We start from the raw sequence: 19330 nt of genomic DNA on the forward strand, positions 1-19330 counted from the left end.
AATTCCTTTGATCATGCCGGGGTCGAGTTTTATGGCGCTTATGAATTAGTTCACCAAATGCTGGGGTGGAATTGGCCGGACGCTCACCGAGTGTCTCGGCGCGGATCATGGTGGACCGGAGCCGTTCAGCCAGAACGCGCCGTACACCGCCGAGGCCATCGCGACACCGCCCACCACCCACGCTGACCTGGAGATACGCAGCCGCGCCAGGGCGAGCGCGAGAGGGAGCAACAGGGGGAAGGCGGGCATCAGCAGGCGCGGTTTCGAGCCGAAGTAGCTCGACGCGCACAGCGCCAGCGCGGTGACGACCCCCGTGTACACCAGGAGAGGGAGCGGCTGACCCTGGCGCACCCCCACGACGTACAGCCAGACCACCAGCCCGACCCCGACGATCAGCCCCACCCCGGCCAGGGCCGAGGGGAACGAAGCGAACTTTTCACCGACGAAGCGGGCGAAGGCCACGCCCCCGTCGAAACCGTTGCGCCAGCCCGCCTGGACGTCGAGATAGCCCAGCGGGCCCTTGCCGGTGCGGTGACCGACCCACAGGACGTACCCGGCGGCACCCAGGGGCGCGAGCGCCATGCCGAGGGCGCGCGGCCAGATACGCGCGCCGGGCGCGGGCGCCGTGCTGCGATCCCGCACGAAAGAGGTGCCGTCCCGCAGGGAAGACGTGCCGCCCTGCCCGGAAGAGGCGATCGCCGCGACCCACACCGCGGCGACCACCGCGAGCCCCACGGGCCGCGTCAGCCCGGCCGGCAGGGCCAGGACGCCCGCCGTCACCCAGCGACCGGCCAGCACGGCGTACAGCGACCACGCGGCGAGCGCCGTGAAGAGGGACTCGCTGTACGCCATCGACTGCACGATCCCCACCGGCAGCACGGCCCACAGCAGTACGGCACACACGCCCGCCCTGCGGCCGTACACCTGCTCCGCGACCGCGAAGATCCCCCAGGCCGCGGCGAGCGAGGCGAGCAGGCTCACCACGAGACCGCCGTCGGCGTACGACAGCGGGGAGACCGCGTGCACGACCCTTTCCAGCCAGGGCAGCAGCGGGAAGAAGGCGAGGTTGGAGTGGACGTCGCCGTTCGGCAGTCGCACCTCGTAGCCGTAACCGAGGTCGGCGACCCGGGTGTACCAGAGGGCGTCCCAGCGGGCCGTCAGCAGGGTGTGCGCGCTCTTGCCGCGTGCCGCGCTCCACACCGCGAGCACCACCAGCCCCAGGGCCCGGACGGCGGCGTACCCGAGGAGGGCCGGGGCCGCCCGGCGCAGAGGTGCTTCAAGATCGGTCACGGGCTCGATTATCGGGGGAGCGCGGAACCGGCGGCCCCGGCGGGGCATGGTCCACGCAGGGGTGACAGGAGGGCGAGTGGTGTACGCCACACGTGTTCTCCGGAGAGTGTGAGAGGTCCGCCACGTGGCATTGGCGTGAACTCGCGTACGCTGGCCGCTCACTCGCCTTCGTTGCGCGGGTCGGAGACACCGCTCCTCTCCGGCCGCAGTCACGGGGAGTCCCCACCCCGTGAGCCCGCCGAACGCGAGGGAACATCTGGGAGGTAGTACATGTCCGGGACGACCACGGCCGCCGCAGCGCTGCGCCGTCGGGCGGCCGGGGCCGGTGCCAACCGCTGGGTCGTCCTCGTCGTCCTCTGCGTGAGCCTGCTCCTCGTCGCGCTCGACGCCACCGTGCTCCATGTCGCGGTGCCCGCCGTCACCGAGGACCTCAAACCCGGCGCGATAGAGCTGCTCTGGATCGTCGACGTCTATCCGCTGGTCTGCGCCTCGCTCCTCATCCTCTTCGGCACGCTCGGCGACCGGGTGGGCCGCAGACGCATCCTGCTCCTCGGCTACGGCCTCTTCGGCATCGCCTCCGGCCTGGCCGCCTGCGCCCATGACGCCCAGGTCCTGATCCTCGCGCGGGCGCTGCTCGGTGTCGGCGGCGCGATGATCATGCCCGCGACCCTGTCGATCCTCCGCCAGGTCTTCCCCGACCGGCGCGAGCGCGCGGTGGCGATCGGCGTGTGGAGCGCGGTGGCGGCGGTCGGCGCGGCCGTGGGCCCGCTGCTCGGCGGCTTCCTCCTCGAACACTTCTGGTGGGGCTCGGTCTTCCTGGTCAACATCCCCCTGATGCTGATCAGCCTGCCGATCGGCAGGCTCCTGCTCCCCGAGTCCCGCGGCGACCGTAACGGTCCGTGGGACGTCGTCGGCGCGCTGATGGCCGCCGGCGGACTCTTCGGCGTCGTCCTGGGCGTGAAGCGGCTCGGCGGCGGGGAGCCGGTGGAGAGCGCGTGGACCGTGGCCCCGCTGCTCGTGGGCGCGGTGCTGATGGTTCTTTTCGTACGACGACAGCGGCGCCGTACGCATCCGCTGGTGGACCTGAGCATGTTCCGCAGGCCGGCGTTCAGCACCTCCGTCGGCTGCATCGTGCTGGCGATGCTGGCACTGGTGGGCCTGGAGTTGATCGCGGCGCAGTACCTGCAACTGGTGTTGGGCCTGTCACCGCTCCAGACGGGTCTACGGCTGCTGCCGCTGACGTTCGCGGCGATGGCGGCGGGGCTGTTCGGGGCGCGGATGCTCCGCCGGTTCGGGCCGCGCCGCATGGTGTGCACCGGCTTCTGCCTGACCGCGCTCGCGGTGCTCACGCTGACCGCGATGGGCGGGCGGGACAACACCGGGCTGCTGCTCTTCGGGTTCCTGCTGCTGGGCTTCGGCCTGGAGATGACGCTCTTCGGGGCCTATGAGTCGATGCTCAGCGAGGCACCGCCGGCCCAGGCGGGCGGCGCGGCGGCGATCGGCGAGACCTCCTACCAACTCGGCGCCGGCATCGGCATCGCGCTCCTCGGCAGCGTCATGAACGCGGCCTACGCGCCCGGGCTGTCCTCCGTCCCCGGTGTACCGGCGTCCGCGTCGGCCTCGGCGGGGCATTCACTGGGCGAGGCCTACGATGTCGCCGCGCGGCTCGGCGGGGCACGTGGTGTCGCCCTGCGCGACGCGGCTCGGCACGCCTTCGTGCACGGGCTGCATGTCACGTTGCTCGTCAGCGCGGGGTTGCTGTTGCTGGGGGCGGTGATGGCGTTGCGGTTGCCGCGCATCATGCAGTGCGGCGAGGCTCCGCTGGCCGCGGTGCCAGCCCCTAGGGAAGTCACACAGTCCCGCGTGTCTGCCTGAACCACGCTCTCCCACCCGCGCGCCGCCCGTGGCGGTCGGCTGGGAAGTGGGCGTTGTCCGTACCGGGTACTTCGCCGTCGGCGGCTATCCGTCCGCGTATCGTAACTAGCGCTGGTAGTTTTCTTGGATCCCGGAGGCCCTGCCCATGTCCTCGAAGTTGCCCCCCTTCGACCCCGCCGACCCCCTCGGCATCGACGACCTGCTCGACCCCGAGGACCTGGCGATCCGGGACACCGTGCGGGCCTGGGCGGCGGATCGGGTGCTGCCGTATGTCGCCGAGTGGTACGAGAAGGGCGAGTTGCCCGGGATCCGGGAGCTCGCCCGTGAACTCGGTGGCATCGGTGCCCTCGGCATGTCGCTCGACGGGTACGGGTGTGCCGGTGCGTCCGCCGTGCAATACGGGCTCGCCTGCCTGGAGTTGGAGGCCGCCGACTCCGGGATCCGGTCGCTGGTGTCCGTGCAGGGCTCCCTCGCCATGTACGCCATCCACCGCTTCGGGAGCGAGGAGCAGAAGCAGACCTGGCTGCCGCGCATGGCCTCCGGTGAGGTCATCGGCTGTTTCGGGCTCACCGAACCCGACCACGGGTCCGACCCCGGCGCCATGCGGACCTACGCCAAGCGGGACGGCGGGGACTGGGTGCTGAACGGGCGGAAGATGTGGATCACCAACGGGTCGGTGGCCGGGGTCGCCGTCGTGTGGGCGCGGACCGACGACGGGATCCGCGGGTTCGTCGTACCCACCGACAGCGCCGGGTTCTCCGCGCCGGAGATCAAGCACAAGTGGTCACTGCGGGCATCCGTCACCAGCGAACTCGTCCTCGACGACGTACGGTTGCCGGCCGATGCCGTGCTGCCGGAGGTCGTCGGGCTGAAGGGGCCGCTGAGCTGTCTGTCGCACGCCCGTTACGGAATCGTGTGGGGCGCGATGGGCGCGGCGCGCGCTTCCTTCGAGTCGGCCGTCGAGTACGCGAAGACGCGGGAGCAGTTCGGGCGGCCCATCGGTGGCTTCCAGCTCACCCAGGCCAAGCTCGCCGACATGGCGGTCGAACTGCACAAGGGGATTCTGCTCGCCCACCATCTGGGGCGGCGCATGGACGCCGGGCGCCTGCGTCCCGAGCAGGTCAGCTTCGGCAAACTGAACAACGTACGGGAGGCCATCGAGATCTGCCGTACGGCACGGACGATCCTCGGTGCCAACGGGATCTCGCTGGAGTACCCGGTGATGCGGCACGCGACGAACCTGGAGTCGGTGCTCACGTACGAGGGCACCGTCGAGATGCACCAGCTCGTGCTGGGCAAGGCGCTCACCGGACTCGACGCCTTCCGGTAGGAAGACCTCTGTTCAACCCTGCGGGAGGCAGGGCCGGTAAGCGGCCCTGCCTCAGCTCTGGTTGAAGAAGCCGTCCTCACGGCGTGCGGCCGGGTCGCCGCTGACGATCTCGGTGTTGGCGGGGGTCAGCAGGAAGACCCGGGTCGCGACCCGCTCGATCGTGCCGCGCAGGCCGAAGGTCAGGCCGGCCGCGAAGTCGACCACGCGCTTGGCGTCGGTCGCCTCCATCGCCGTGAGGTTCACGATCACCGGAACCCCTTCCCGGAACAGCTCGCCGATGGCGCGGGCGTCCCGGAAGCTGTCCGGGGTGACCGTGCCGATCCGACGGCCCTTCACCTCGGCGACGTCCGAGGCCACCTTCACTCGCGGGTCCGTCACCCAGGCATCCCCGGGCTGCTCGGTCCCTTCGGAGTAGTCGTCGTCGTAGTAGCGCTCGTCATCGTTGTCGTCAACGAGCCCAAGCCAGGCACTCGCCTTGCGTACCGATCCCATGGACGCCTCCTCTCACAGCGGTCTTTATTGCTATCCGCATCCCTATGGTCATCCATGATGCGGATCGCGCGCCAAGTGGATAGACGCCGCGCGGGGGGTTTGTGACGCTACTGGTGCACAGCCAATACGTCGAGGGCCCCCGTGTATCAAGGGTGTTGCCGGATACGGCTGCTGACTGAGAGTGAAATATGATTCTTCACGGCGAACGGGTGGCGACTGGTGCGTACGAGTGAACGGGGCGGTCGATACGATGCGGCCCCTCAACGCCCGGTCAGGCGCGGCAACCCGCTCCGGACGCCATGTCAGATGTCGTACACGCCACGGGGGTCGTCGTGTTCGGAATGGTCAGGCCTTGCAGTCATCGGCTCGGTGAGAGCCTCAAGAGTCAGTGGATGGCGCATCTGTGCGGGCTGTGTCTCGCACTGCGCGGGGATCATGGGCAGTTCGCGAGGATTGTCACCAATTACGACGGGCTGCTGCTCTCGGTCCTGACGGAGGCTCAGGTCGAGTCGGCGGGCGGCGGATGGCGGCGTACGGCCGGGCCGTGCCCACTGCGCGGGATGCGGACCGCGTCCGTCGCGCAGGGCGAGGGGGCGCGGCTCGCGGCGGCCGTCTCGCTGGTGCTTGCCTCGGCCAAGGTGCGTGACCATGTCGCCGACCGGGACGGGCTGCTGGCCCGCAGGCCGGTGGCGCTGGCCGCGCGGCGGGTCGCCGGGAGCTGGGGGCGGGCCGGGGCGCGGACCGGTTCCGCGGTCGGGTTCGACGCCGGGATACTCGTCGACGCGGTGGACCGGCAGCTCGGCATCGAGACACTCGCCGGGCTCGGGACGCCGATCCTGACCGTCACCGAACCGACCGAGACCGCCACCGCCGCCGCCTTCGCCCACACCGCGATCCTGGCCGGACGCCCCGGCAACGCGGCACCGCTCGCCGAGGCCGGGCGCCTCTTCGGACGGCTCGCCCATCTCCTGGACGCCGTGGAGGACCGGGAGTCCGACGCCGCGGCGGGCGCCTGGAACCCGCTCACCGCGACCGGCACCCCGCTCACGGAGGCCCGGCGACTGGCCGACGACGCGCTGCACGGGATACGGCTCGCGCTGCGGGAGGCAGAGTTCAGGGACGGGAAGCTCGCGCATCTGCTCCTCGCGCACGAACTCGGCCGCTCGGTCGACCGGGCCTTCGGTACCCGGTCCTGCGGTCACGGACCCGAGGCCGCTTTTGGGCCGCCGCAGACTCCCTACCTGCCGGGCGATCCGAGGCAGGGCGGCAATCCCTACGGCGGGGAGCCCCCGCGTCCCGACAAGCGCGGCTTCTGGGCCGGTTGCGCCGCTGCCCTCGGGCTGTGCTGCACCTGCAAGGTGTGCTGCGCCGACGAGTTCGAGGGGCCGTGGTCGCGGCGGCGGCGCGAGGGGTGCTGCTCCGGTTGCGACTGCTCGTGCTGCGACGCCTGTGAGTGCTGCGAGTGCTGTGAATGTCTGTCGTGCTGCGACTGCGGGCTGTGACGGTCGGTCACCCTCGTTGTATACGGGCGCCTTGGGGGATCGACGCCGACCTGCGGGTCTCGGTGTCCCGAGTTTCGGCGCGGTAAAACAAAAACATGATCCGGTGACCGGCGTGCTGTGAGCCTCGTTGGGTGGCAGAAGAACCATTTCGCCACCCATTTAAGGCACTTCAGTGGACGTCACAACAAAAGCGACCACCAGCATCCGCACCAGGCTGCTGAGGATTCTGGTCCTCGCCCTCGCGGTCCTGCTCGCTCTCCTCGGCGTCGCGGCCGCCGAGCAGATCTCCGCCTATCGCAACGCCTCCGCGACAGCAGACAACGCCCGCCTGGAGATCACCCTCCAGGGACTCGTCCACGAGCTGCAGAAGGAGCGCGGCCTCACCACCGGATACGTGGGCGGTGTCAAGCAGTTCGACGCCAAGCTGCCCGCGCAGCGCAAGGCGACCGATGCCGCGCGCGAGCAGTTGGACGTGGCCCTGAAAGGGCGTGAGGACTCGGCCGCGGGCTCTGTGCGCGAGTCCCTCGGCCGGCTCGACGGGCTCGCCGGGATCCGCAAGGACGCCGACGACGGCACCGGCGTGGTGAGGGACACCTTCGACTACTTCACCACCACCATCACCGTCCTCGACCGGCTCGACCTCGGCCTCGAAGACGTCCACGACGGCACCCTGCGCGACGCCTACCAGGCACTCCAAGTCCTGGGCAACGCCAAGGAGTTCACCGGCGAGGAACGCGCCATCGTGCTCGGCTCGGTGCGCGCCGGGAAGTTCCGCGGCGACGACTACAGCCGGTTCATGGAGATCCGCGCCGGGCGCCTCGCCGCCCTCGACGTCTTCCCGCGGTCGGCCACCGCAGTGCAGGAGCGGCGCCTGGACACCGCCCTGACCACGCCCGACGCCGAGCGCGCGCTGTCGTACGAGAGCAAGGCGGTGCACGGCACCGGGAAGCTGAAGTGGAGCTCCATCCCGCCCATGGCCTGGTGGGACTCCATGACCTCCACCATCAACGGGATGCGGACCGTGCAGGTCTCCCTCGGTACCGATGTCGAGAACAGGGCCGCCCAGTTGGAGAGTTCGGCCCAGCGCGACCTGCTGCTGTTCCTGCTGCTCGCCCTCGGCACCGTCGTCGCACTCGGCGCGCTGGCCCTCGACTGCGTGCGGTCCGTCTCCTCGCCGCTCGTCGAACTCGCCCAGCAGGCACGGGAGGTCGCCGGAAGCCGGCTGCCGCAGGCCGTGGCCGCCGTACAGGACGGCTCGGCGGGGACGGCTCCGCAGCCGCCCGCCCGGCTGGCCGTGGCCGACCGGGCCGGGGCCGAAGTCCGGGAGGTGGCCGAGGCGTTCGACCGGGTGCAGCGGTCCGCCTTCGATCTCGCCACCGAACAGGCCGTGTTGCGACGCAACGCCACCGACTCGCTGGTGAGCCTGGGCCGTCGCAACCAGAACCTGGTGCGCCGTCAGATCACCTTCATCAACAAGCTGGAACACGAGGACGCCGACCCCGCGACCCTCGCCAACCTCTTCGAACTCGACCATCTGGCCACCCGTATGCGCCGCAACGCCGAAAGCCTCCTCGTGCTCGCCGGAGAGTCCAGCCCGCGCCCCTGGTCCACCCCGATGTCCGTCAACGACGTGCTGCGCGCCTCGCTGTCCGAGGTCGAGGAGTACCGCCGGGTCACCCTGCGCCGGATCGAGCCCGCGTTCGTCACCGGCTCGGTCGTGGTCGAAATCGCCCACCTGCTCGCCGAGTTGGTGGAGAACGCGCTGAGCTTCTCGCCGCCGGACTCCGACGTGGAGATCGAGGGGCGGCGCACCAGCGCCGGCTATCTGATCGCGATCGTCGACCACGGCTTCGGCATGGACAACCAGGCCCTCGCCGAAGCGAACGTACGACTCTCCGGCACCGCCAGCTTCATGGCCGAACCCACCCGGTTCCTCGGCCACTTCGTGGTCGGCGCGCTGGCCCGCAAGTGCGGTATCGAGGTACGGCTCGGCGAGGCACCGGCGGCCGGTGTGGTCGCGCGGGTGCTGATCCCCGCGGGGCTGTTGACGGAGAAGGCGGCCGAGGCGAAGCCGTCGGTTCCGGCACCGAGGAAGGCGGAGGCGGAGACGGAGATGGACGAGCCGGAGACCGAAACGGTGGCCGCCCCGGTCGCCACCAAGGGCGGTTCGTCCGCTGCGCGTACCCGCAACGGCCTGGTCAAGCGGCCGCAGCGAAGCGGTATCGCGGCGGCGGTGAGCGAGACCGACCGGACCGACCGGACGCCTCCCGCCGCACCGCCCAACCCCGAGCGGACCCCTGAACAGGTCTCCGGGATGCTCTCCACCCTGCGCAGCGCCCACATGCGGGGCGGCATCAGCGTGGAGAAGGAGAAGGCCAAGGCGTCCGGCGGCAACAGTGAGGGTGACACCAAGTGACCACTGTCGACACCCAGCACGAATCGCAGACCTTCAACTGGCTGCTCGCCAACTTCGTCAAGAGCACCGACGGGGTACGGGACGCGGTCGCCGTCTCCTCCGACGGACTGCTGATCGCCGTCTCGGACGGGCTCGGGCGGACCGAGGCCGATCATCTCGCCGCGATCGTCTCGGGGTTGAGCAGCCTGGCGCGCAGCGCGTCCAAGCGGTACAGCTTCGACGGGGTCAAGCTGATCATGATCGAGATGGGGCGCGGTTTCCTGCTCGTCTCGGCGATCCGGGACGGCAGCTGTCTCGGCGTCCTCGCCGACAGCAGCGGTGAACTGGGCCTGGTCGGCTACGAGATGGCGGTGCTCGCGGAGCGGGCGGGTGATCTGCTCACCCCGACGCTCATCGCCGATCTGCGGCAGGCGTTGCCACGGTGAACGGTGAACAGCCCAGGGACGTAGAACCTGACGAGGACGCGACGTTCGTCCGGCCGTTCATCATCACCGGTGGCCGGTCCGAGCCTCTCCAGGCCGATCTGCGGCTGGAGACGCTGGTCGTCGCCGTCGGCGGGCCGGATCCGTCGCTCACCTTCGAGCGGCGCCACATCGTCGCGGTGTGCGAACAGCCGACGACCGTCGCCGAGGTGGCGCACCGGGTCGGCGTACCCCTCGGAGTGGCCAAGGTGCTGATCTCCGACCTCGTCGTCGCCGGGCAACTCGCCTGCCGGCAACCCGCGGAGCTGCCGCTCCCGATGCTCGAAAGGATCAGGGACCATGTCCGGGCGCTCTGACAGGATCGTGCCGCTGGCCGTGAAGATCGTGGTCAGCGGCGGCCTCGGGGTCGGCAAGACCACGTTCATCGGGGCCATTTCGGAGATCGAACCGCTCGACACCGAGGCGGCGATCACCCAAGTCTCCGTGGGCGTCGACTCGTTGGTGGGCGTCGAGGCGAAGACCACCACGACCGTCGCGCTCGACTTCGGGCGGATCACCCTCGATCCGACGATCGCGCTGTATCTGTTCGGGACTCCCGGACAGGACCGGTTCTCGTTCCTCTGGGACGACCTGGTGGAGGGCGCGCTCGGCACGGTGGTCCTCGTGGACACCCGGCGGATCGAGGACTGCTTCCCGGCGGTCGACTACTTCGAGTCGCAGGGCGCGCCGTTCGTCCTCGCGGTGAACCGTTTCGACGGCGCCGAGCGGTTCGAGGTGGACGAGGTCCGGGAGGCGCTGGGGCTGAGCGCGGACGTGCCCGTGCTGGAGTGCGACGCGCGGGACCGGGATTCCGTAAGGGATGTGCTGGGCGCGCTGATGGACCGGGTGATCGGGGTACGCGCGACACCACGACGGCGGACGGCCGCCTTGACGCGGTAGGCGCGGTCAAGGAAGCGAAGTGTGGACAGAACCCGAGGGGAGGGGTGTGTGAAGGCGGAAAGGGTGGAGACGCAGAACGCCTGAAGCGCCCGGTCGGGCGGGGATTCCGGCGACGGGGACGCGCAGTGGGTCAGCTCAACAGGAAGAGGACCACACTCGACCGAGGTCGATGTGGGAGCGCTTGACCAGCCACTGCTGCGGATGCATGGGGTAAGTGGAACAGGCATCCGGTGGGGCGTCAACCAGGATGAGACGTAGCGCTCACAGTTCGGACACCCTTGACAGCGAGGGGAAACGGCGCCGTACAGTCGATGGACGGTCCTGCTGAGGGGCTCGGCCGTACGGCGTCGCGAGGCGCCCTGTGTGAAGGCACCCGCCCGTGTTGCTCACGTCACGGAGTCTTCGCATGCCTTCCGACAGTCCCACCCCCATATCCGCCGCCCCGGGCACGAGGCCATCGCTCGTCATTGTCGGGGCCGGGCCGCGGGGGACCGGTCTCATCGAGCGCATCGCCGCCAACGCGCCCGAGCTGTACGCCGGTTCGGGCGCCGGAGGCGCCGATGGTTTCGACATCCACCTCGTCGACCCCCATCCGCCCGGCGCCGGACGCATCTGGCGCGCCGCCCAGTCGCCGCTGCTGTGGATGAACTCGCACGCCGAGGACGTCACCATGTTCACCGACGAGACGGTGGTCATGGACGGGCCGGTACGCCCAGGTCCCACGCTGCACGAATGGGCGGACATCGAGGGCGCCACCTTCGCCGACCGGCAGCTCCAGGGCGCCTATCTGCGCTGGGTGCACGAACAGTCCGTGGCCGCCCTGCCGCCGGGCATCACCGTCCACCACCACCCGCGGCGGGCCCTGAGGGTGAGCGGCCCGCGCGAGGGACGCCAGCAGGTGTGGCTGGAGGGCCTCCCGCGCCCGCTCCTCGCCGACCTCGTGGTCCTCGCGATCGGTCACCTCGACGCCGAACTCGACGAGGAACAGCGCGAGTTGGCCGCCTACGCCCGCGCCCACGACCTCGTCCACCTGCCGCCCGACTTCACCGCCGACAGCGACCTGTCCGCCCTCGCGCCCGGCGAACCCGTCATCGTCCGCGGCTTCGGTCTCGCCTTCGTCGACCTCATGGTGCTGCTCACGGAGGGGCGCGGCGGACGGTACGACGGCGAGACGTATGTGCCGTCGGGGCGGGAGCCGGTGCTGTACGTCGGGTCGCGGCGCGGAGTGCCGTACCACTCGAAGATCGGTTACGAGTGGGCCGGTGAACGGCCGCCGCTGCCACGGTTCTTCGGGGCCGCCGAGGTCGACGCGCTGCTCGCGCGGCCGGAGGGGTTCGACTTCCGGCGGGACGTATGGCCTTTGATCGAGAAGGAGTTGGGGTTCGCGCACTACCACCGGCTGTTCGCTGTGCACCCCGAACGGACGGCCGTCGCCTGGACGGACTTCGAGGAGAAGTACGCGGCCGGCGAGGCGGCGGAGCGCGAGGCGCTCGTGGCCTCCGCCGTGCCCGACCCCGCCGACCGGCTCGACCTCGCGGCGCTCGACCGTCCGCTGGACGGAGTGCGGTACGCCTCGCAGGAGGCGTTCCAGGACGGCCTGCGGGCCTACGTCGAGGCCGATCTGAGCCGCCGTCACGACCCCTCCAACAGCCCGGACTTGGCGGTCTTCCTCGGACTGCTCTCCGTCTACGGCCAGTTGATCCGGCTCGGCGGTGATGTCGGGCCCTGGTGGCACGGCTTCTTCAGCTATCTCGCCTCCGGGCCGCCCGGACCCCGGCTGCGCCAACTGCTCGCGCTGTCCCGGGCCGGCGTCGTGCGGTTCGTCGGCGCGGACATGGCCGTGACCGCCGAGGACGGGGTGTTCCGGGCGTCGAGCCCGACCGTGCCGGGGGTGACGACCGAGGCGCGGGCGCTCGTCGAGGCGCGGCTGCCCGAGCCCACCGTCGGACGGGCGCTGGACCCGCTGCTGCGTGAACTGCACGCCGACGGGGCGGTGGAGACCCCGCAGGGCCTGCTGCGGGTGGACCGTACCGACGGCCGCATCCTCGACGCGACCGGCCGCCCGCACCCCCGCCGCTTCGCCCTCGGCCCCTACACCGACGTACGAACCCCCGGCGCCTTCACCCGGCCGCGCACCGGCGGCCCCGCCTTCCGACAGAACGACGCCACCGCGCGGGCCGCGCTGGTCTTTCTGCGGGACCTCGTGTGTCGGGCCGCCGCGTAGTCACCGAGCCGGTCGGTGAAGTCACGTGCTTCATCGAGGACTTGGCCTCATCTCCTAGGGCTCCCGAACGACAGGAAGGCTCCCCTCTCATGACCTCCTCGCACGGCCGGGGCCTGCATCTGGCCGCCGCCGTCGACCAGCTCTCGGCCTACGACGCCGGCTCCTACGTCGAGTTGGCGCGGCTCGCGGAGAGCGGCGGCCTCGACTTCGTGACGCTCGACGACACCTTCGCGCGCCCCGGCCCTGACGCCCTCGCCGTGCTGTCCCGCGTCGCCCCGGCCACCGGCCGGATCGGGCTGGTGCCCACCGTGACCGTCACGCACACCGAGCCCTTCCATGTGCAGGCCGCCGTCGCGACCCTCGACTGGGTCAGCCGGGGCCGGGCCGGCTGGCGGATCGACGTGTCGACCAGCGAGGGCGAGGCCCGGCTCTTCGGCCGCGGGCATGCCGCGTCCGCCGACGTCCTGTGGCAGGAGGCGGGTGAAGTAGCCGAGGTGGCCGCCCAGTTGTGGGACAGCTGGGAGGACGACGCCGAGATACGTGACACCGCCACCGGCCGCTTCGTCGACCGCGGCAAGCTGCACCACGTCGACTTCCACGGCTCCGCGTTCTCCGTCAAGGGCCCCTCGATCGTGCCCAGACCCCCGCAGGGCCACCCGGTCCGCGTGGTCGACGCCACCGAGAGCCAGGCCCGGCGGACAGCGGCCCGGTACGCCGATGTGGCCCTGGTCCGCGCGGCGAGTTCCGCACAGGCCGGGGCCGTACGGGCCGAACTGCGCGCGTCCGCCGAGAAGTTCGGCCGTGATCCCGACACCCTGCGGGTCCTGGCGGCTCTCGTCGTCGACCTCGGCGACGGCGAACACGCGGCCGAACCGGGCCACGGCGGGGGCGGCCCCCGGCAGACCGCGCACGGCCCGCTGTACCGGGGCGGCCCGGTCGACCTCGCCGAACTGATCGCCGGCTGGCACGGCGACCGTACCGTCGACGGCTTCCACCTCACGCCCCTCGAACCGCGCCGCGACCTGGAACGGCTGGTCAACGGCACGGTGGCGCTGCTCCAACACCGGGGTCTGTTCCGCACGTTCTACCCGGGCAGCACGCTCAGGGATCACCTGGGCCTGGCCCGGCCCGCCAACCAGTTCGCGGTGAGCGGGGGAGCGTCATGACCGTACGAGCCCGTAGGAAGATCCATCTGGCGGCACACTTCCCCGGCGTCAACAGCACCACCGTGTGGGCCGATCCGCGGTCGAAGTCCCAGATCGGGTTCTCCTCCTTCGAGCATCTCGCCCGCACCGCCGAACGCGGTCTCTTCGACTTCTTCTTCCTCGCCGAGGGGCTGCGGCTGCGTGAACACAAGGGCCGTATCCACGACTTGGACGTCGTCGGACGGCCGGAGCCCCTCACCGTCCTCAACGCGCTCGCCGCCGTCACCGAGCGGATCGGACTGGCCGCCACGGTCAACGCCACCTTCAACGAACCGTACGAACTCGCCCGCAGACTCGCCACGTTGGACCACCTCAGCGGAGGCCGGGCCGCCTGGAACGTGGTGACCTCCTACGACGCCTTCACCGGTGAGAACTTCCGGCGCGGCGGCTACCTCGACCGCGCGGAGCGGTACATCCTCGCCGCCGAATTTCTCGCCGTAGCAAAGGAGTTGTGGGACTCCTGGACCCCGGACGGACTCTCCCGCCCCTTCGCGCACCGAGGGCAACACTTCGACATCGCGGGCGAGTTCACCGTGCCGCGCTCACCGCAGGGGCATCCGGTCGTCATCCAGGCCGGGGACTCGGGGGAGGGCCGGGAGTTCGCGGCCAGGTCAGCCGACGTCGTCTTCACGCGGCACGGCACGTTGGAGGACGGCCGCGCCTTCTACGCCGACGTGAAGGGACGCCTCGCGAAGTACGGTCGTAGCGCGGACGATCTCAAGATCATGCCCGGCGTCTCCGTCGTCCTCGGCGAGACGGCGGCCGAGGCGCAGGAGAAGGCCGTCGAGATCCGGCGACAGCAGGTCTCCCCGCAGAACGCGATCCTCGCCCTGGAGCAGCTCTGGGGCGCCGACCTCTCCTCCTACGACCCCGACGGCCCGTTCCCCGACTTCGACCCGGTGCCCGAACCGTCGATCACCCAGGGGCGGACCCGGCGCGGCGACACCGTCGCGATGGCCGAAAAGTGGCGGGCGCTGTCCCGGGAGAAGGGGCTGTCCATCCGGCAGACCGTGATCGAGGCGAGCGGCCGCCAGTCCTTCGTCGGCACCCCGGAGGCGGTCGCCGCCGAACTGGAGACGTTCGTACGGCAGGACGCCGCCGACGGCTTCGTCCTCGTGCCGCATCTCACCCCGGGCGGCCTCGACGAGTTCGTGGACAGGGTGGTGCCGCTGCTCCAGGAACGCGGCGCGTTCCGCACGGAATACCGGGGCGCCACCCTGCGCTCACATCTCGGGCTCCCCGACCCGGTGGGAAGGGGCGACCGGATGGCCACGGGTTGAGCACGGGACGATGGAGCTGATGGCATGACTTCGGGCGCGGCCGAGGAATGGAAGCAGTGGCACGAGCACCGCACGGAGACCGTGTCGGCGTCCTACGGCCCTCTCGCCCTCACCGGCACGCACTGGCTGGAGGACTATCCGGACGGTCGACTTCCGGCCATCCCCGGGGTATGGACGCTCGACGGTGACGCCGTCGTCCTCACCGCGTCGGCGGCCGACGGGCTGTCCCTCGACGGGGAACCCTTCACCGGCACCGTCCGCCTTGGCGTCGACACCGGCCAGGTGGGCGCCGCCCGCGTCGGCATCGGTGAGCGCCGACTGGTCGTGCTGATCCGCGAGGGAGCCTGGGGCGTACGCGACTACGATCCCGACTCGGCGGCCCGGCGCGCCTTCCGGGGCATCGGGGCCACGCCCTACGACCCGCGCCGCTCGGTGCCGGGTCGCTTCACGCCGTACGACACACGGCGCATCGTGCGCGTCGACACGGCGGACGGCGTCGAACGTGGGCTCGGGCTGGCGGGTGAACTCGCTTTCCGGCTCGACGGGCGGGAGTTGACGCTCCAGGTGGCCGTGCAGGACGACGGCAGGCTGTGGGCGGTGTTCGCCGACTCCACGAGCGGGCACGGCAGTTACCGGTTCCGGTTCCTGTACCCGGCCGCGCCCGATGCCGAGGGGCGCACGACGGTCGACTTCAACCGGGCGGTGCTGCCGCCGTGCGCGTTCGCCGACCACTTCGTCTGCCCTTTCCCGCCACCGGGGAATACGCTGGGCGTCGCGATCGAGGTGGGGGAGCGCAACCTCCGGTAGGTGGGGCATCGATCCCTGGTGGGCGGGGCTTCCATCTTCTGCGGCGGAGTGATCAACTCGCGTAGATCGTGGGCAAGTTGAAGGCTGCACGGCCGAAAGGCGCCCTTGCGCGGCTCGGTCACGCAGCCGAATACTCCCCCACAGCGCTTGTCAGGGGCACGGCGTGTTCGAAAACCGGACGCCCGACCCTGACTGCGCCTCACGGGCCCCGACCCCACGCGGGCCCCCGAATTCCCCTAGGAGGGAACGAAACGTGAGGATCAAGCGCACCACCCCCCGCAGCGGAATCGCGAGACGGGCCGGGCTGATCGCCGTGGCCACCGGATTCGTGGCCGCTGCCGCGTTCGCCGTCCCCACCGCGAGCGCGAGCGAAGCGCACACGTTCAGTGCGACCCAGCTCTCCGCGGCCAACTCGTCCGTGCTCAAGGCCGATGTCCCGGGCACCGCCTGGGCGGTCGACAGCAAGACGAACCGTGTCGTCGTCACCGTCGACAGCACGGTCTCCCAGGCCGAGATCGCGAAGATCAAGTCGCAGGCGGGCAGCACCGCCGACGCGATCACCATCAAGCACACGGCCGGCCAGTTCAAGAAGCTGCTCACCGGCGGCGACGCCATCTACGGCGGCGCCTACCGCTGCTCGGCCGGCTTCAACGTGCACAGCGGGAGCACGTACTACTTCCTGACCGCCGGCCACTGCGGTGAGGTCGCCTCCACCTGGTACTCCAACTCCGGTCACACCACGGTGCTGGGCACGAACGTGGGCTACAGCTTCCCGACCAACGACTTCGCGCTGGTCAAGTACACCAACACGTCGATCGCCCACCCGAGCGCGGTCGGCACCCAGACCATCTCCAGCGCGGCCACCCCGGCCGTGGGCACCACCGTCTACCGGCGCGGCTCCACCACCGGCACGCACAGCGGCCGGGTCACCGCCCTGAACGCCACCGTCAACTACGGCAGCGGCGACATCGTCTACGGCATGATCCAGACCACGGTCTGCGCCGAGGGCGGCGACAGCGGCGGACCGCTCTACGGCGGCACCGTGGCCTACGGTCTGACCTCGGGCGGCAGCGGTGACTGCACCTCCGGCGGTACGACCTTCTTCCAGCCGGTCACCGAGGCGCTGAGCTACTACGGCGTGAGCGTCGGCTGACGTCCGCCCGCATCACCTCCGCTCCGGACTGCAGCCGGTAGCGGGTGAGCCCCCGTACGCAACTGGCGTGCGGGGGCTCGCTCTTGTGCGCGGCACGGAGTTACCGTCGTCATATCGCAGCAGGCACCTGATGCGCCCACGTCGGACCCTGGGGGGCCGTGATGGTCGAGGAGCTGGTGACGGCGGGAGTGACTCTCGCGTCCGTCGGAGCGGTGTACGCGATGGCGGCGGCGCGGGTCGTCAAACAGTACGAGCGGGGCGTGGTGTTCCGGCTCGGCAGGCTCCGGTCGAACGTGCGCGGACCCGGCTTCACCATGGTCGTCCCGTTCGTGGACAAGCTCCGCAAGGTCAACATGCAGATCGTGACGATGCCCGTGCCCGCGCAGGAGGGCATCACCCGCGACAACGTGACCGTGCGGGTGGACGCGGTCGTCTACTTCAAGGTCGTCGACGCGGCCGACGCCCTGGTGCAGGTCGAGGACTATCGCTTCGCCGTCTCGCAGATGGCGCAGACGTCCCTGCGGTCGATCATCGGCAAGAGCGATCTCGACGACCTGCTCTCCAACCGTGAAAAGCTCAACCAGGGCCTGGAGTTGATGATCGACAGCCCGTCCATCGGATGGGGCGTGCAGATCGACCGTGTCGAGATCAAGGACGTATCCCTGCCCGAGACGATGAAGCGCTCGATGGCCCGCCAGGCCGAGGCCGACCGCGAGCGGCGGGCCCGGATCATCAACGCGGACGCCGAGTTGCAGGCCTCCAAGAAACTCGCCGAGGCCGCGGAGCAGATGTCCGAACAGCCCGCCGCACTCCAACTCCGCCTGCTGCAAACGGTGGTGGCGGTCGCGGCCGAGAAGAACTCCACCCTCGTCCTCCCCTTCCCGGTGGAACTGCTGCGTTTCCTGGAGCGGGCGGCCCCGGCCGCGCCCGCTCCACCCGTGACGCCGGTTGCCCCTGGGGCACCGCAATCGGTGCAGGAGCAACTTCCGTCCGCCGAACCCCAGTCGGATCCGGAATCCGAGGCATCGAATTCAGGACAGGACTAGACCTCACCGGCTGATGACCGTCACTCGCACGCGGTGTTTGCAGTGCGAATGGCCTGGGGTGACCGTGAACAGTCAAGTTGGCGGGGCGTGCAAGCGCGTTCCGCGCGCGACCTGAAGTCGACCTTGTGCGCCCCCTGTGAGATTCGGAAGAGTAGGCGCTCGTCAACCTTCCTTTCGGCCTGTCGGGCGCTCATGACCTGCCGGGCCGACCCCCCACAGGAGGACACGAGTTGAAGCACCGACGTATATCCCGGCGGCGGGCAGCCGTGGCGGGTGCGGGCATAGCCGCACTGGTCGTCGCGGGAGTCACCTTGCAGAGTGCGAACGCCAGCGAGACCTCGACGGCGGCCGCACCCCACACCCTCTCCGCCCTCGCGGCCGGAAAGCTCGCCTCGACGCTCGGCGAGAACCTCGGCACCGACGCGGCCGGCACGTTCTACGACGCGAAGACCAAGAGCCTCGTGGTCAACGTGCTCGACCAGGCCGCGGCCGACACCGTCCAGGCGGCCGGCGCCCGGGCGAGAATCGTCGAGAACTCCCTCGCCGAGCTGACGAGCGCCCGTACGACCCTCAAGCAGGACGCCACGATCCCCGGCACCTCATGGGCGACCGACCCCACCACCAACAAGGTCGTCGTCACCGCCGACCGCACGGTCTCCGCCGCCGAGTGGAGCAAGCTCACCAAGGTCGTCGACGGTCTCGGCACCAAGGCCGAACTCCAGCGCACCAAGGGGGAGTTCAAGCCCTTCATCGCGGGTGGTGACGCCATCTCCGGCTCGGGCGGGCGCTGTTCGCTCGGGTTCAACGTGGTCAAGGGCGGCGCGCCGTACTTCATCACCGCCGGACACTGCACCGAGGCCATCTCCACCTGGTCCGACTCCAGCGGCAACGAGATCGGCACGAACGAACAGTCCGACTTCCCGGACAACGACTTCGGCCTGGTCAAGTACACCTCGGACGTCGCCCACCCGAGCGCGGTCGACCTCTACAACGGCTCCTCGCAGGCCATCACCCACGCCGCCGACGCCACGGTCGGCGAGAAGGTGACCCGCAGCGGCTCGACGACCCAGGTGCACACCGGCACGGTCACCGGCCTGGACGCCACCGTGAACTACGGCAACGGCGACATCGTCAACGGCCTCATCCAGACCGACGTCTGCGCCGAGCCCGGTGACAGCGGCGGCTCCCTGTTCGACGGCGACGCGGCGATCGGCCTCACCTCGGGCGGCAGCGGCGACTGCACCTCGGGCGGCGAGACCTTCTTCCAGCCGGTCACCGAGGCACTGTCGACCTTCGGCGCGCAGATCGGCTGAGCGAGCCGTCGTACGACATCGTGACGTCCCGTCCCC

At 70.4% G+C, this 19330-nt stretch carries 16 protein-coding genes; 14 read left to right on the top strand and 2 right to left on the bottom strand.

The window, feature by feature from the left end; translation table 11 throughout:
- Positions 1 to 105: 105 nt before the first annotated feature.
- Entirely contained in the window at positions 106 to 1290 is a 1185-nt protein-coding gene (locus AB0M63_RS31840; RefSeq protein ID WP_366021836.1) for a hypothetical protein, read from the bottom strand.
- 270 nt (positions 1291 to 1560) lie between these two features.
- On the opposite strand from AB0M63_RS31840, the gene AB0M63_RS31845 reads away from it, so the two are divergent.
- Both AB0M63_RS31845 and AB0M63_RS31850 read left to right on the top strand, forming a co-directional pair.
- Positions 1561 to 3165, top strand: coding sequence for an MFS transporter (locus AB0M63_RS31845; RefSeq protein WP_366021837.1), 1605 nt, complete (start codon positions 1561 to 1563; stop codon positions 3163 to 3165).
- 139 nt (positions 3166 to 3304) lie between these two features.
- Positions 3305 to 4495, top strand: coding sequence for an acyl-CoA dehydrogenase family protein (locus AB0M63_RS31850; protein ID WP_355921745.1), 1191 nt, complete (start codon positions 3305 to 3307; stop codon positions 4493 to 4495).
- A gap of 51 nt (positions 4496 to 4546) precedes the next feature.
- Here AB0M63_RS31850 and AB0M63_RS31855 read toward each other — a convergent pair whose 3' ends face one another.
- Positions 4547 to 4987 (bottom strand): cell division protein SepF, encoded by a 441-nt coding sequence (locus tag AB0M63_RS31855; RefSeq protein ID WP_355921696.1) that lies wholly within the window; start codon positions 4985 to 4987, stop codon positions 4547 to 4549.
- 332 nt (positions 4988 to 5319) lie between these two features.
- On the opposite strand from AB0M63_RS31855, the gene AB0M63_RS31860 reads away from it, so the two are divergent.
- The 12 genes from AB0M63_RS31860 to AB0M63_RS31915 all read left to right on the top strand — a co-directional run bounded on the left by AB0M63_RS31860 (position 5320) and on the right by AB0M63_RS31915 (position 19294).
- Complete coding sequence (locus AB0M63_RS31860) at positions 5320 to 6489, top strand: DUF5685 family protein (protein ID WP_366021988.1); 1170 nt, start codon at positions 5320 to 5322, stop codon at positions 6487 to 6489.
- Positions 6490 to 6661: 172 nt separating this feature from the next.
- Positions 6662 to 8905: a nitrate- and nitrite sensing domain-containing protein gene (locus AB0M63_RS31865; RefSeq protein ID WP_366021838.1), complete on the top strand. Its 2244-nt coding sequence runs from the start codon at positions 6662 to 6664 to the stop codon at positions 8903 to 8905.
- Entirely contained in the window at positions 8902 to 9330 is a 429-nt protein-coding gene (locus AB0M63_RS31870; protein WP_355921702.1) for a roadblock/LC7 domain-containing protein, read from the top strand. The genes AB0M63_RS31865 and AB0M63_RS31870 overlap by 4 nt, the downstream gene beginning before the upstream one ends.
- A complete protein-coding gene (locus tag AB0M63_RS31875) occupies positions 9327 to 9683 on the top strand; it encodes a DUF742 domain-containing protein (RefSeq protein WP_355921704.1) in 357 nt (118 codons plus the stop codon). Before AB0M63_RS31870 ends, AB0M63_RS31875 begins: the two co-directional genes overlap by 4 nt.
- Positions 9667 to 10266, top strand: a complete 600-nt coding sequence (locus AB0M63_RS31880; protein ID WP_355921707.1) for an ATP/GTP-binding protein — start codon at positions 9667 to 9669, stop codon at positions 10264 to 10266. The genes AB0M63_RS31875 and AB0M63_RS31880 overlap by 17 nt, the downstream gene beginning before the upstream one ends.
- A 406-nt stretch (positions 10267 to 10672) precedes the next feature.
- Positions 10673 to 12490 carry an FAD/NAD(P)-binding protein gene (locus tag AB0M63_RS31885; RefSeq protein WP_366021839.1) on the top strand — a complete coding sequence of 606 codons (1818 nt, stop codon included), beginning with the start codon at positions 10673 to 10675 and terminating at the stop codon, positions 12488 to 12490.
- A gap of 89 nt (positions 12491 to 12579) precedes the next feature.
- Complete coding sequence (locus tag AB0M63_RS31890; protein ID WP_366021840.1) at positions 12580 to 13656, top strand: LLM class flavin-dependent oxidoreductase; 1077 nt, start codon at positions 12580 to 12582, stop codon at positions 13654 to 13656.
- A complete protein-coding gene (locus AB0M63_RS31895) occupies positions 13653 to 14975 on the top strand; it encodes an NtaA/DmoA family FMN-dependent monooxygenase (RefSeq protein ID WP_366021841.1) in 1323 nt (440 codons plus the stop codon). The genes AB0M63_RS31890 and AB0M63_RS31895 overlap by 4 nt, the downstream gene beginning before the upstream one ends.
- 24 nt (positions 14976 to 14999) lie before the next feature.
- Positions 15000 to 15782 carry a DUF1684 domain-containing protein gene (locus tag AB0M63_RS31900; protein ID WP_366021842.1) on the top strand — a complete coding sequence of 261 codons (783 nt, stop codon included), beginning with the start codon at positions 15000 to 15002 and terminating at the stop codon, positions 15780 to 15782.
- A gap of 253 nt (positions 15783 to 16035) precedes the next feature.
- Entirely contained in the window at positions 16036 to 16935 is a 900-nt protein-coding gene (locus AB0M63_RS31905; protein WP_355921724.1) for a S1 family peptidase, read from the top strand.
- Between the two features lie 161 nt (positions 16936 to 17096).
- A complete protein-coding gene (locus AB0M63_RS31910; protein ID WP_366021989.1) occupies positions 17097 to 17981 on the top strand; it encodes a slipin family protein in 885 nt (294 codons plus the stop codon).
- Between the two features lie 230 nt (positions 17982 to 18211).
- Complete coding sequence (locus AB0M63_RS31915; protein ID WP_366021843.1) at positions 18212 to 19294, top strand: S1 family peptidase; 1083 nt, start codon at positions 18212 to 18214, stop codon at positions 19292 to 19294.
- Positions 19295 to 19330 lie beyond the last annotated feature (36 nt).

Source organism: Streptomyces sp. NPDC051576, from assembly GCF_040681835.1.
Classification (GTDB): domain Bacteria; phylum Actinomycetota; class Actinomycetes; order Streptomycetales; family Streptomycetaceae; genus Streptomyces.